The organism is Salegentibacter mishustinae (assembly GCF_002900095.1).
Taxonomy (GTDB): domain Bacteria; phylum Bacteroidota; class Bacteroidia; order Flavobacteriales; family Flavobacteriaceae; genus Salegentibacter; species Salegentibacter mishustinae.
Window position 1 is genome coordinate 1,185,484 of record NZ_LLKN01000002.1, and the last position, 13,566, is coordinate 1,199,049.

General features: G+C 38.4%; 12 protein-coding genes. All 12 read right to left on the minus strand.

Annotated features, from left to right (window positions below; all coding sequences use genetic code 11):
- Nucleotides 1–178: 178 nt before the first annotated feature.
- The 12 genes from APB85_RS08245 to APB85_RS08300 are packed head-to-tail and all read right to left on the minus strand — an operon-like array spanning nucleotide 179 to nucleotide 13,482.
- A complete protein-coding gene (locus APB85_RS08245; protein ID WP_051931244.1) occupies nucleotides 179–1,432 on the minus strand; it encodes an MFS transporter in 1,254 nt (417 codons plus the stop codon).
- Nucleotides 1,433–3,535 carry a copper-translocating P-type ATPase gene (locus APB85_RS08250; RefSeq protein ID WP_037314489.1) on the minus strand — a complete coding sequence of 701 codons (2,103 nt, stop codon included), beginning with the start codon at nucleotides 3,533–3,535 and terminating at the stop codon, nucleotides 1,433–1,435. It abuts the gene before it with no gap.
- A gap of 21 nt (nucleotides 3,536–3,556) precedes the next feature.
- Entirely contained in the window at nucleotides 3,557–3,850 is a 294-nt protein-coding gene (locus APB85_RS08255; protein WP_009778877.1) for a hypothetical protein, read from the minus strand.
- Nucleotides 3,851–3,856: 6 nt separating this feature from the next.
- Nucleotides 3,857–4,501, minus strand: a complete 645-nt coding sequence (locus APB85_RS08260) for a hypothetical protein (protein ID WP_037314483.1) — start codon at nucleotides 4,499–4,501, stop codon at nucleotides 3,857–3,859.
- Nucleotides 4,498–5,391, minus strand: coding sequence for a ribose-phosphate pyrophosphokinase (locus APB85_RS08265; protein WP_034886808.1), 894 nt, complete (start codon nucleotides 5,389–5,391; stop codon nucleotides 4,498–4,500). The genes APB85_RS08260 and APB85_RS08265 overlap by 4 nt, the downstream gene beginning before the upstream one ends.
- A 6-nt stretch (nucleotides 5,392–5,397) precedes the next feature.
- Nucleotides 5,398–6,900, minus strand: a complete 1,503-nt coding sequence (locus tag APB85_RS08270) for a thymidine phosphorylase family protein (protein ID WP_037314474.1) — start codon at nucleotides 6,898–6,900, stop codon at nucleotides 5,398–5,400.
- A gap of 28 nt (nucleotides 6,901–6,928) precedes the next feature.
- Nucleotides 6,929–8,305 carry an MBL fold metallo-hydrolase RNA specificity domain-containing protein gene (locus APB85_RS08275; RefSeq protein WP_037314473.1) on the minus strand — a complete coding sequence of 459 codons (1,377 nt, stop codon included), beginning with the start codon at nucleotides 8,303–8,305 and terminating at the stop codon, nucleotides 6,929–6,931.
- 15 nt (nucleotides 8,306–8,320) lie between these two features.
- Nucleotides 8,321–8,575, minus strand: a complete 255-nt coding sequence (locus tag APB85_RS08280; protein WP_013072813.1) for a hypothetical protein — start codon at nucleotides 8,573–8,575, stop codon at nucleotides 8,321–8,323.
- A 41-nt stretch (nucleotides 8,576–8,616) separates the two neighbouring features.
- Entirely contained in the window at nucleotides 8,617–9,459 is an 843-nt protein-coding gene (locus APB85_RS08285) for an ATP cone domain-containing protein (RefSeq protein WP_057481152.1), read from the minus strand.
- Nucleotides 9,460–9,461: 2 nt separating this feature from the next.
- Nucleotides 9,462–10,292, minus strand: a complete 831-nt coding sequence (locus tag APB85_RS08290) for a universal stress protein (RefSeq protein WP_057481153.1) — start codon at nucleotides 10,290–10,292, stop codon at nucleotides 9,462–9,464.
- Between the two features lie 26 nt (nucleotides 10,293–10,318).
- A complete protein-coding gene (locus APB85_RS08295; RefSeq protein WP_037314466.1) occupies nucleotides 10,319–11,092 on the minus strand; it encodes an SDR family oxidoreductase in 774 nt (257 codons plus the stop codon).
- A 53-nt stretch (nucleotides 11,093–11,145) separates the two neighbouring features.
- Nucleotides 11,146–13,482, minus strand: coding sequence for a glycosyltransferase (locus APB85_RS08300; protein WP_037314464.1), 2,337 nt, complete (start codon nucleotides 13,480–13,482; stop codon nucleotides 11,146–11,148).
- Between the last annotated feature and the right edge of the window lie 84 nt (nucleotides 13,483–13,566).

Consider the following 13,566-nt stretch of genomic DNA (forward strand, 5'->3'; position numbering starts at 1 on the left):
GTTTGTACCACAAAAAACGTAGGTGACCAATTAGGATCACATTTTTTAGCAGATGGACGGACTTATTTCACCAATCAGAGTGATGCTGATGGCGCTCTGGAACTGCCTTAAAAAATTAAATGATTATGAGATAATAAAAATTTAAATATATTTTTAAGAAATAAGATTATTGCTTTTCTTAGGATACTTTGTTGTCTTGTCCTATTTTAGTTGTTTTACTATTAAAGCTTTTATAAAAATAAAGTAATCCAATGGCGGTCAATATAATGATGCCGGCAATAATAAAGGGAAAATAAAACCCACCTGTAATAAGCCAAGTCCCTATAACCGGACCTAAAATTTGTCCCACACTATTTGCCGATGTTTGGATAGAAATATTGCTGCCCGCATTTTCTTTTGAAAGTTGGGAAACAGCTGAAAGTAGGTTTGGGGTCACCATAGCACCTCCTGCGGCGAATATGATGATTAATAAATAGACGGCAAATTCATTATTAAAAAATGGGAATGCAATCATTGAAATTCCTGAAATAAACAACCCGGCTGCAATTTGCTGCTTTGCCGTTAATAGTTTTTCCCCATAGGTTGCAAATACTGGCTGTAATACGGCCATTACCACTCCACAAAGCATAAAGCCAATGCCTATTTGATTACTAGAAAATAACAACTCATTTTTTCCGTAAATTGAAAAAACCGTTTCGAAGAGGGTAATTACGAATTGCATTACAAAAGAAAGCAGTAATAGGACAGTAAAGAACCTACTAAAGCTAAAGCTCAATTTTTGTGCTTCTGAAACAAACCGACTTATAGGTGTTGTGTTCCCAAGCCATTTTATGAGTATGCTCAATATAACAAAACCCAAAAGAGCAACCAGGAGAAAGGGGATTGAAAAGCGATCCAAATGTAATATTCCCAAGGAATACTTGAAATGTAGATTGGTTTGGGATAGAAGGCTACCTAAAACAGGGCCAAAAATAACCCCTGAACTTATCGCTACCCCAGACCAGGCCATAACCTTGGTCCTGTGCTTTATAGAAGTGATATCACTAAGATATGCATTACTAACGGGAATTACAGCTGATGTAAAAATACCTCCGAAGATTCTAGCTATATAGAGCATCGTCAATGATGTAGCAAGACCGGTAAGTAATTGCATAATTACAAAGCCGATTAGCCCAACAATGATAATGGGCTTACGTCCGTATTTATCGGATAGCCTGCCCCAGAGTACAACGAAAAGAAGCTGGAAGAGCGGATAAATACTGGTCAAAAAACCAATATGAAAGTTAATCGAATCAGTATCTAGGTTATCTCCTAAAGCTAATCTTTCGGTATAGTAGGGAAGGGTTGGCAATAAAATACCATAACCCAACATCACTACAAATAAACTCAACAGGATTAAAGATATCCTGTTGAGTTTTTCTTTTCTTTCCATCTATTTTTTACCGATTTTTCGCTTTAATAATTGCGCATTAATAGCTACTATAATCGTACTTAAACTCATAAATACCGCACCAACCGCAGGACCTAAAACAAAGCCTGAAGAATATAATACACCGGCTGCTAAAGGAATAGCCACGACATTATATCCTGTAGCCCACACAAGGTTCTGGATCATTTTATTGTAGGTAGCCTTGCCGAAAAGAATCAGGTTAGCAATATCTTGCGGATTGCTGTTTACCAAAATAATATCCGCGGTTTCAGCGGCCACGTCAGTACCTGAACCAACGGCAATACCAACATCAGCTTTTGCAAGTGCAGGCGCATCGTTTACACCATCGCCAGTCATAGCCACAAATTCTCCTTTGTTTTGTAACTTTTCTACAATTTCTACCTTTTGATGTGGCAGCACTTCAGCATAGTAACCATCCAAGCCAAGCTTATCACTTACAGCTTTGGCTGTTTTTTCGTTATCTCCTGTTGCCATCAAAACTTTAATGTTATTCTTTTTAAAGACTTTTATGGCTTCGGCAGATTCTGGTCGTATTTCATCGGCAAGAGCAATGTAACCAGCTAATTTTCCATCAATCAAGACAAAAACAACTGTTTCAGCGGCATCACTGTATGCGTCTTCGGGAATAGTGATTTTTTCATCCCTTAAAAAACCAGGACTAACCACTTTTACTTGCTTACCTTCTACATTGGCCTCAACGCCTTTACCTGTAATTGCATTAAAGTTTTCAGGCTTTGGGATGGTCATATTATCTTCTTTGACTTTTTTAATAATACCTACGGCGATAGGATGTTCCGAACTTTGTTCCAATGCACTCGAAAGCCTTAAAATTTCTTCAGATGAATAAGTTTCGCTAACAGACTCAATTCGAGTAACGCCAAAATCGCCTTTGGTCAATGTTCCCGTTTTATCAAACAATAAAGCTGATATTTTTCGGGATTCTTCAAAAGCTGTCCTATTTCGAATTAATAACCCGTTTTGAGCTGAAACAGCAGTAGAAATAGCAACCACAAGTGGTATGGCAAGACCTAATGCGTGTGGACAAGCAATGACCATAACGGTAACCATTCTTTCTAAAGCATAGACAAATGGAAAGCCTAAAATCAGCCATACCGCTAATGTTCCAAAACCAATACCTAATGCGATATAGGTAAGCCATTTTGCAGCTCTATCCGAGAGGTTTTGCATTTTTGATTTGGTTTTTTGCGCTTCTTCGACCATTTTGATGACCTTGTTGAGATAGCTATCTTTTCCAGTATGCTCAACCTTTACTTTTAAGGTACTGTTACCATTTACCGAACCACCAATAACCTTATCGTTTTCATCTTTTTTTACAGGTTTGGATTCGCCTGTAAGCATAGATTCATTTAGGTAACTTGAACCGTCTACTATAATCCCATCAGCAGGAACTTTTTCACCTGGTTTAACCAAAATCACATCATCTTTTAACAAATCTTCCAACGGAATATCTTCTATGGTATCATCCTTTACCCTATGCGCTTCTGCGGGCATCATACTTACCAAAAGCTGTAAGGCCTTTGATGCTCCCAAGACGCTTTTCATCTCTATCCAATGTCCTACCAACATAATAGCGATAAGGGTAGCCAGTTCCCAGAAAAAATCAACTCCTTCTAAGCCGAACACGGTTGCCGAACTATAAACGTAAGCCACGGTAATGGCCATAGAAATAAGGGTCATCATCCCTGGCGCACCTTTTTTGATTTCAGACCAGAATCCTTTTAAAAATGGCCAACCACCATAGAAATATACGATTGTGGAAAGTGCAAAAAGGATATATGGATTTCCGGGAAGCAAAAACTCATATCCAAAAAAGTCCTGAATCATCGGCGAGAAGAACAGTATGGGAATAGTAAGTACAAGGGTTACCCAAAACCGTTTTCTAAAATCGGCAATCATCATTTTATGATGGTCGTGCCCGTGTTCTCCGTGCCCTGGATTGTGGCCAGAATGGTCTCCACCTTTGTGGTTCATTTTAGAATGGTCTTCTTTTTTGTGTTTCATCTTCGAATGGTCCATTTTAGAATGGTCCATTTCATCGTGATTGTGGTGTTCGTGATTTTCCATAATTTTTGTTTTTGTTGATTTTTATCGTAATTTTTTTCTCATAGCTTCCGAAATGTTTTCGGCATAGACGCCATAGGCATCTACTAAAAGACCTTTAAGCTCTTTTTTGGAAGATATTGCATATAAAATGCTGTTATCATCGGTACTGCTCATTCCTTCAAAGCGATATATTTTATCCACTTTAAAATCTTCTGGTCGAATCTCAATTTTCAGGGAAGCACATTCCAGACATTCAGGTTTTAAGTTGAAATCATAAGGGTATTCGTTTGTCTGCAAATCGTTAATAGCTTCTGAAAGGGTGTTATAATTTTTCATTTATTTTTATTTATAAGTCATTGTAAAATAACTGTTGTCTTCTTCGGTAAATTTTTGAAAGGTCAATAGACCTTGTGCATTTAATTTCTCGTTAACAGTATAATTGAGTTGCTTAATGCGAATTCCCAAGGCATAGGCCTTAATGTTAATTTTTGAATTAATATTATTTTCGCTATTATTAAATTTTCGGTCGTAAATTTTTATGGTACTTTTTGAGCCAAAAAAATTCAACAAGCCCGAATCAAAACTCATTTCCAATTCTATATCTTCAAGGTTGTCCAAATCGTAGAGCTCTTTAAATTTTTTAGAGGTGGTATTAATTTCGGTCTCCTTTGATTTTGGGTTTGAAAACGGAAAAGCCATTACCATTACACTTGCCTCATCAGGCTTACAGCGATAGGTTGTGGTGTATTTATCGGTCGATTTTTTGTCTTTATCAAACAATTCCGTAACTACCTCAATTTCATAGTATCCATTTTTCTTTATTGTTTCACTGGCTTTGAAAGTTTGTTTATTTAAAAAAGAACCATTTTCATCAAAGTTTTCCCGAATAACAACTCTGCCTGAAATCTGCCCAATGAGCATTTCAGTTTGTCCAGTCATTGTGATGCTGAATAAAGTGATTAGTACTATAAAGCCTTGTTTTCTCATATATGGTGCATTAATTTTTTTACCTCTTTTGCCATAATATCACTTAAATCTATTCCATTTGAAGAGTGTGGGATGGTATTACAAGTCACTATTTTTTCTACTCCGGAATCCAATAAATCTTGATAGGCGTTTCCTGAAAAAACGGCGTGAATGCCTACACAAATAGGTGGTTTCATTCCTGCTTTTTTAAGATGTTGTACGGTTTCAATCATTGTTCGGGCTGTGGAAATAATATCATCTACCAAAATGGGTGTAGCATCTTTATATATATCCACATCGGGAACAGAGACTTCTACATCACGGTCACCGTGACGCACCTTTTGTAATACCGTAAATGGTGCTCCTGCATTTTTGGCGACTTCTGATACCCATTGTTCACTTTCAGAATCAGGTCCGATAAGTACCGGGTTTTCAATGTTTTCTTTTATCCATTCTGAAATGGCATCGGCAGCGTGAATCACTTTATTTGGAATTTGATATACTTCTCCCAACGAACTAATTCTGTGCAAGTGAGGGTCAACCGTGGTAATGCTATCGGCAAAACCTGATATCAATTTTCCGAAGAAACCAGAAGTCACTCCTTCACCTTCATTAAATACTTTGTCCTGCCGCATATACGCCAAATAGGGTGCTACCAAACAGGTACACATTGCCCCCAATGATTTGGCTGTGTGACTTAAAAAATAAAGCGGCAACAGTTTTTCGTCCGGTTCGTGTAAGGTGCATACCAGTACCACACATTTATCTTTAACATCAGATAATATACGTGTGTACGATTCCCCATCAGGAAAATTACGCAAAGTGGCTTTGCCCACTTCAGCATCCATTTTTGTAGCCATAAGTTCTGTGAGTTCTTCATTTCCGGGAAGACTGAATAATATTGTTTTCATAGTTTTTTAAATTATAGTTATGATGTCGTTATGGTTGTTTTCATATTCCAAGGCATAATTAAGTTCACCTTTGGATTCAGCATATATGGTATAAAGCAGTTGGTTCTCTTCGATTTGTTCTCCCAAATGCACATTTAGAAGAATCCCTGCCGATTTAGATTGTGGTGCTCCAGAAAGCTTGGCCAGTTTTGCAATTTTACGGTTATCAATTCGTTGCAAAACGCCTGACTTTTCAGCTTTAATTTCAATTTTATAAGGTGCTAAAACTGGTTTTGAAAATTGACCTTGCGCCTTACAAATGGCTACGAATTTTTCATATGCTTTTCCAGATTTGAGAATTTTATGTGCGGTTTCCTGTCCCTTTCCTTTTTCTACTTTTCCAGAAAGTTCTAATAGTTCAGTAGCTAAAAGCAATGCTCTTTCTGTTAAGTCTTTAGGTGCATCTTCCTCATTTTTCAAAACTTTTAATATATCTATGGCTTCTAAAGTTGGACCGATACCTCTTCCAACAGGCTGCGTGCCATCCGTAACTACAACTTTTACATTCAACCCAACAGCAGTTCCAACGGTTTCCATATGATTTTTTAGTTTTTCTGCCATTTCGGTACTGCGAACCTTGGCGGTTTCTCCCACGGGAATATCAATGACCACGTGAGTAGAACCAGCTGCTGCCTTTTTAGAGAGTACTGAAGCGATGAGCTGACCTTCGCTATCAATATCCAAGGCTTTTTCAATTTTAATGAGCACATCATCGGCAGGACTTAACTGCGCTGTACCGCCCCAAACAAAACATCCGCCTTCTTTTTCTACTACGGTCTTTATTTCCTCGGAAGAGAGCGTAACATTGGTCAGTACTTCCATTGTATCTGCTGTGCCTGCTGGCGAAGTGATTGCCCGTGAGGATGTTTTTGGCATAGTAAGCCCATACGCGGCAACAATGGCAACTACCAATGGTGTTGTCCTATTGCCAGGCAATCCGCCAATACAATGTTTGTCGACCACGATATCCTTGTTCCAGTTCAGTTGCTTTCCGGAAGCAATCATTGCTTTCGTTAGGTCGGATATTTCATCAATATCCATTCGGTCGCCAGCACAGGCAGTAATAAATGCCGAAAGGTGGATGTTGGAATAATCGCCTTCCACGATATCGGTTATGATGTTGTTATAGGCCTTATAATCCAGTTTTTTGTTATAGATTTTTGCCCTGACGTGGCTTAAGGATTCAATAGGCTCTAAATGGGAAACATATAATGTATCGTTTGGGGAAACATTGAGTTTTTTCGCAGCAGCATCTGATAGTCCGATTTCATTAGGCAACAGAATATCAGAATTCAGGACATTAAGACTTGCTACGATTGATGTATTTGCATTGGATATTCTTATTCGGGTAAGTGCCTCAAACCCTTCTGAAATACAGACGTGGCAATCTTCGCGCATATACACTACATTTTCGTTTTGGGTATAGATTCCGAGATGTTTATATTTTAATATGTTTGAGTGTGTGTCCATATTTTATTGGTTGTTGTGATTTTTCGATTTATTCTATTTCTTCGATGGTGTATAATTGCGGAATTTCTGCATCCCACCCATAGGTTTCCTTGATGCCTTTTTGCAATGCTTCTGCACTCTCTTTTTCACCGTGTACAATGAAAATACGTTCGGGTTTGTTTTTTATCTTATCCATCCAGTCCATAAGTTCTGCGTGGTCTGCGTGTGCCGAAAGCCCTTCAATTTCTGCAACTTCCATATCAAAGGGCACCCATTTTCCATAGACTTTTAGTTCCTTATCGCCTTCCAATAATTTTCTGCCTCGCGTACCTTCAGCTTGATAACCCACAAAAAGCAAGGTGTTGTTGGGGTTTTGTGCCTGTGTTTCAAGGTAGTTTAGCATTCTTCCGCCTGTGAGCATTCCGCTTCCTGCAATCACGATTTTCGGTTTATTATCTGTTCGTAATTCCATTGTTTCCCGATAACTGCTTACGACCGTAAAGTGCGAGCACATTTCGTCACATTCGTTATCTTCCAACCTGTGCCAATCTCTTGTGCGATGAAACAATTCTAATACACTTGCTCCCATTGGGCTATCCATTATCATTTGTATTTTTGGTATTTTCTTCTCTTTCAATAATTTCCAAAAAATCAGCATCATCAATTGGGCACGTTCTACTGAAAAACTTGGAACAAATAGGCTGCCACCTCTGTTGATGGTGTCATTGACCAATTTTTCTATCTGTGGAAGTGCTTCTACTTCATCAGGATGAAATCTTCCTCCGTAGGTGGATTCAATAAATAATACATCTGCCTTTTTTGGCTTTAATGGCGGAAACAGTAATAAATCGTTTGTTCTGCCTATATCGCCAGAAAACACAAAACGTTTCCTGTGTACATCCAACTCAATGTAAGTTGCTCCCAGAATGTGTCCATTATATTGAAATCGAGCCCTTATGCCATCAAACAATGGAATCCATTGTGATTGCGGAATTCCTTTAAAATGAGGGATAGTTTTTTCTACATCATTTAAATCGTAAAGTGGTTCAGCAGGATTATGTTTGGAATAGCCTTCTTTATTGGCACGTTCTGCTTCTTGTTCCTGAATTTTTGCACTATCATTCAAAATGATTTTTGCAATGTCCAAGGTGGGATTGGTACCATAGATGGGCCCTTTGAAACCTTGCTTTACCAATCTCGGCAGATAACCTGTGTGGTCCATATGGCCGTGGGTGAGCAAAACAGCATCAATATCACCTACATTAACAGGTGGGTACTCCCAGTTTTTAAGGCGTAATTCCTTTAACCCTTGGAAGAGGCCACAGTCTATAAGTATCTTTCTATCTCCTGTATCCACCAAATATTTTGAGCCAGTCACGGTGCCTGCCGCTCCCAAAAAGTGGATGTTTATTTTTTTGTTTTTCATCGTTATAGTATTTATTTAGAGTCCACCACAGCAGGAAGGTGTATTTCCTTTATCTTGTTTTGATTTGCTCAATTCCACTATTTCTTTATATAGATTACGAGAATCCTCTTTAATAAAAAGAGCCAATTTCTTTACTGATTTAGGTTCAAAGTGAACCATTTCCAATAATATCTCAAGGGCTTCTTCAAGTAGTTTTGAGTCATCTTCCAATGCCTGGTAAAATGGTTCTAAATCTATGTTGCCCTGTTTTTGCAATTCTTCAGTTTTCATTTGTATTATTTTTAAAAATTAGTAATTATTCATTATTTGAATTAATGGGATCTACATAATTCTCTTGAATCTTCGAGTATCTTATTTTGCCTTAGCTTACTGATACCCATTTGTTCCAAAAAGTCTGGATTTTCGTGTAGCTCCTTGCAGAGTATGATGCCTTGATCCAATAATTTTGTTTTTTCAGCTTTGGTAAGTGTTGTTAAAGCGGTTAAGGGATGTAGCCCCGATTTATCTATTCTGTCCTTGAGACCATTTCCTCTTGGATAATCCCAACTGGTCATAAGCATTCCAACACATTTCCCGTACTGAATGGCATCGGTTGTGAAACGCGTATTGGTGTAAACCCCGCCTTTATGAAGTTTAGCCTCGTGACCTTTTTGGTGTTTCCATTGCTTTTCCACGTCCAAAAACCGTGAATGGATATATAATGGGATTTTTACATTGCAAAACCTGCCTTGGTCACTATGGTATTTACATTCAATCATATAATGTTTATTTCCTTTTTGCGCTATCACATCCACTTCGTGCTGAACGCAATTGCCTTGAACTATGACACCAACCTGTGTTGAAAATCCTTCGTGTGCCAATAGTTTGCCTACTAACTTTTCAAATGGAAAACCGGTTGGACCTAGTTCCATTAAAGCTTTTTTGAGCTTGTACTTTGAAGCACTTACTCTCGACTTACCTTTTAGCATTTTAAATGCCATTTGATAGATTTTTTTGGTTGTCATTCCTTCTTCAATCTGCTCTTGCACCTTCCGGGCTATATCCTGAATAATATCCTCATCTGCACGTGAGCGACGTAGGGAGTTGATGAGTTTGTTTATATCAAAAGCTTCGTACTCGCCGGAATTTTTTTTTATTAAGAGTGGTTTATTCATCGTTATACCTTAATAGTCATTACCGGCAGGTCAAATTTTTGTACAACGCCCTCTGCGACACTTTTGGAAAAAAGGCTTAGGAAACCGGTTTTTCCATGCGTACTCATCACGATAATATCCACCGGGTTGTGTTTTGTAAAATGACTGACCCCTTCGGTCACCGACGGGCCATTGTACACGTGGGTTTTTGCCTGTTCCAGTTCAGGGAAACCTTTTAAAAAATCTTTTATTGGGGCCCGACCATCGTTAATACTATTAAAGTCAGTCTCGGTATTGATACGGAGCAGGTTTAGCTTTGCATCCAGTTTTTGGACCAGTGGGATTACTTCCTTAAAAGCCCTGCTCACATCTTCTTGAAAATCGGAAACAAAAAGGATATTTTGCCAAGGAAAATTTGCTTCGGTTTCCTTGGCCACGATTACGGGTACGTCGGCATTTCTGACGATTTGGTCGGTATAGCTGCCCATAAGTTCTCCCAAAAAGCCTTTTTTTCCACTACTACCTGTCACGATAAAATCATGTTCAAAATGTCCCGAGTGGTGGAGGATGTTTTTCTGACCAGGGTTGTAATCTATAAAAGTCCTGCATTTTAGGCCTTTTTTCTCGGCAGTCCGTTCCAGTTCCCTTAATTCCGTTTTTGCCTCGCCTATTCTTCCCAAAACTTCGGGATATCTTTTTTCTTTGGTTTTATCCAGATCTACCCAGTCCATCGGGGTTTGGATCATATGCAGGAAGTGGATCTCTGCTTTAAAGGTCTGGGCAAGTTTTATTCCTAGTTGTGCAGCCTGCTGGCTGCTTTTGGAAAAATTTGTAGGTACGAGTATGTTTTTCATAATTTATTGTTTTTTAAATTTGTCTTTTATTGTGCAGTATAACCACCGTCGATTACCAATTCAGAACCTGTCATAAATTTAGATTCATCCGAAGCCAGATACACCACTCCATAACCTATATCATCTGGCTCTCCCATATGTCCAACAGGGTGCAAACTTTCCAATTGCTTTTTTCCTTCTTCTAAATTACCTTGGGCTTTAAGGAAATTTTCTACCATTGGTGTCCATATATAAGCTGGATGAATGGAATTGACACGGATGCCATAACCCTGTTTCGCGCAATGAAGTGCAGCAGACTTGGTAAATAAAGTTATACCACCCTTACTTGCGTTATATGCAGCTAAATTGGGGTCGCCAATAAGGCCTTCAATAGAAGAAAAGTTAATGATTGAACCACCTTCCCCGGTCTCTTTCATAGCCTTAATGCCGTATTGGGTGCCTAGGAAACTGCCATCCAAATTGATGCTTAAAAGTTTTTTCCAGTCTCCAAGCGTTATCTCTTCCACGTTTTTACCAACTGCTATTCCAGCAGCGTTAGCCAGAATATGGAGTTTTCCAAATGTTTTGAGCGCAGTATCGATTACCTTTTTCCATTGATTTTCTTTGGATACATCTTGTTTGATGAATATGGCTTTACCGCCATTATCTTTAATTTGTTGAACTACTACATTTCCGTTTTCTTCGTCCAAATCTGTTATCACTATTTTTGCTCCTTCACGTGCTAACAAAATAGCACTTGATTTTCCGAGGCCAGAGGCACCTCCCGTGACAATGGCTATTTTATTTTTTACTCGATCCATAATTAAGATTTAAGTGTTTATAAGAGCTTTCTTAGGTGTGGGTTTTCTTGCACCTATATCGAATTTTTAATTTTTATATTTTTCTTTCTTCCTTTATATTCCTGTTGTTCACACTGTTTTTCATCATTACAATCACACATAAATAACTTACCTTTTTTTAATTGAAAGGGTTCTGTACTTTTCGTTACCCAGTGATCCATAACCAATCGGGCAATAAAATAACAAATGGAAGATTCCGCTCCTTGATTAATATTGATGTGGTTCTTTTCCAGCCCGTCATAACAGGCCCCATTTACCGGGTTATACATAATTTGGTTAAGATGGTTGTTGCCCAGAAACCAACTAAAGGCAATTTGCAATTGTTCTTTGTACTTGCTTTTTTGTGTTACTTTAAAAAACAACTCCAGACTAAAAATGGTGTAGGCTACTTCTATGGGTTGTTCTCCAAAAAAAGTGCGTTGATTGCGTTTGTGAAACCATCCCTTATTAGAAATTACCTGGATTTCACCTTTCATAAAATATTGGGACAACAGGAAATCAAAAGTCACTTCTGCTATTTCTTTATATTTTTTGTTCCCTAAAATTAAATAGGCATACATCATAGCTTCCGGTAAGACACTATTGGCATAGGTGAGGTAATCTTCATACCACTTCCAGTCTTGGTCTGAAGTAAGCTCATAATATCGCATTAATTTATTCACTAATTTCTCCGTCAATATTTCAATACTGGTATTAGAAGTGGTGTGATAGTAGTAAAGTCCTTTTAAAGTAAAACTGATAGCCCTGGGCGAAGTAAAGTTGGCAACGTTTGGCAATGCTTTTTCGAGACACTTTTTAGCCTTTTCAGTAACAGCCTCAGGTAGCAATTGGTTGTTTGATACCACATATCCCAGGCTCCATAAGGCTCGGCCATTAGCATCTTCCAGATTAACTTCTTTGTTCTGTGCAGTTATTTTACCGTTAAAATCCACATAGTTTTGAAACCATCCATTTTCTTGTTGAACAAATTCCATAAACTCCAAATACCGGGTTACCAGCTTTAAGGTATCGGGATTGTTATATCTCTCATAGTACATTGTCATCGCAATCAATGCCCTGGCATTGTCATCTAAAGTATAGCCGGAACAAGGATCGGGTGTATCAAAGTGCGAGAATTGAAGCATTCCGAAATTGGTAGTGAGCTCTTCGATATGCGCGGCTTTTACAGGGGGAAGTTGATAACATAGATCTTTATCTTTATTGGTTATTTCCCAAAACACCCTGCCGTAGCCAATGGCCACATTTTGCCAGCTGGTGGCGCGCAGTTTAGAAAATGCGCTTTTGCCCATCTTTATCCTTTCCTCTTTATTTTCTATTAAATAGAGAATGGCTTTTTGGAATTGTGCGGGATCGTTGAAATCATTCAGCAGTATCCCGTTGGAATCATCTATCAATTCATTTGCGTGGGGAATAGGGGTGGAGACCACAGGACAGCCTGTACTCATTGCATATACAAAGGTCCCGCTTACCGCTTGATGTGGATCTTTGGAAGAAAATAAGTATATGTCCGAAAGGTTCAGGTATTCGAGCACTTTTTCAAGTGCTAGGTATTTATTGATAAACCTTACATGGTCTTTTAGATTCAATTTATCAATAATGGTAACCAATCTTTCCCGGTATTTTTCCCCTTCTCTTTTAAAAACCTCAGGGTGTGTTTTCCCTAAAACCAAAAACAATACATTAGGATGTTTTTGCACAATTTTGGGTAATGCATATAGCACGGTTTCAATACTTTTATTTTCGCTAAGAAGCCCGAAGGAAGATAAGATTATGTTTTGCGTAAAATCATATTTCTTCTTTAGCGTTCCTTTTTCTTTCCATAAAACAATGTGTGTACCGTGGGGAATCACTTCAATTTTTTTGGAAGCAATACCATATTCGTTCATTAATATTTTACGGGAATTATGGGTAAGAACAATTAATCTTTCAGAAAAATCGTTGATAGCCGCTACAATACTTTTTCTCCTGCTGTCCGCGTTGGGCAATACCGTGTGGAAAACCGTTACTATGGGTTTATTTACGGCCAGCATGAACGATAAAATATGCTCCCCATAGTCTCCTCCAAAAAGACCAAACTCGTGCTGAATGCATACCATCCCCACATCTGTACGTTCGTTTATGGCATCGGCGATTTTCCTGTAATCGGTTAGAGTGGGGCTGTGCAATGTATCTGTAACATCATCTTTATCCTTACATCTTTCCGGATCGTTTTCCAAAGCATATACTTCCACAGGCAGTGTACAGCCATAAATATTCTTCACGGCGTTGACAAGGTCTTGTGAAAATGTAGCAATACCACACTCCCTGGGAGGAAAGGAAGAAATGAGTATCATTTTTAGGGTTGTGTCCATAATTTTGATTTTTGTGCAATAGTTTCCTGTTACCTATTTTGTTACTTTAATTTCGTTATTACATTAATCGTTATCAGCTATCTA

What these genes read in the sequence shown, in the direction of transcription:
- APB85_RS08250 (WP_037314489.1), bottom strand. Translation starts at nt 3,535, where the DNA reads ATGGAAAATCACGAACACCACAATCACGATGAAATGGACCATTCTAAA.
- APB85_RS08285 (WP_057481152.1), bottom strand. Translation starts at nt 9,459, where the DNA reads ATGAATAAACCACTCTTAATAAAAAAAAATTCCGGCGAGTACGAAGCT.
- APB85_RS08260 (WP_037314483.1), bottom strand. Translation starts at nt 4,501, where the DNA reads ATGAGAAAACAAGGCTTTATAGTACTAATCACTTTATTCAGCATCACA.
- APB85_RS08265 (WP_034886808.1), bottom strand. Translation starts at nt 5,391, where the DNA reads ATGAAAACAATATTATTCAGTCTTCCCGGAAATGAAGAACTCACAGAA.
- APB85_RS08245 (WP_051931244.1), bottom strand. Translation starts at nt 1,432, where the DNA reads ATGGAAAGAAAAGAAAAACTCAACAGGATATCTTTAATCCTGTTGAGT.
- APB85_RS08295 (WP_037314466.1), bottom strand. Translation starts at nt 11,092, where the DNA reads ATGGATCGAGTAAAAAATAAAATAGCCATTGTCACGGGAGGTGCCTCT.
- APB85_RS08255 (WP_009778877.1), bottom strand. Translation starts at nt 3,850, where the DNA reads ATGAAAAATTATAACACCCTTTCAGAAGCTATTAACGATTTGCAGACA.
- APB85_RS08290 (WP_057481153.1), bottom strand. Translation starts at nt 10,292, where the DNA reads ATGAAAAACATACTCGTACCTACAAATTTTTCCAAAAGCAGCCAGCAG.
- APB85_RS08275 (WP_037314473.1), bottom strand. Translation starts at nt 8,305, where the DNA reads ATGAAAAACAAAAAAATAAACATCCACTTTTTGGGAGCGGCAGGCACC.
- APB85_RS08270 (WP_037314474.1), bottom strand. Translation starts at nt 6,900, where the DNA reads ATGGACACACACTCAAACATATTAAAATATAAACATCTCGGAATCTAT.
- APB85_RS08280 (WP_013072813.1), bottom strand. Translation starts at nt 8,575, where the DNA reads ATGAAAACTGAAGAATTGCAAAAACAGGGCAACATAGATTTAGAACCA.
- APB85_RS08300 (WP_037314464.1), bottom strand. Translation starts at nt 13,482, where the DNA reads ATGGACACAACCCTAAAAATGATACTCATTTCTTCCTTTCCTCCCAGG.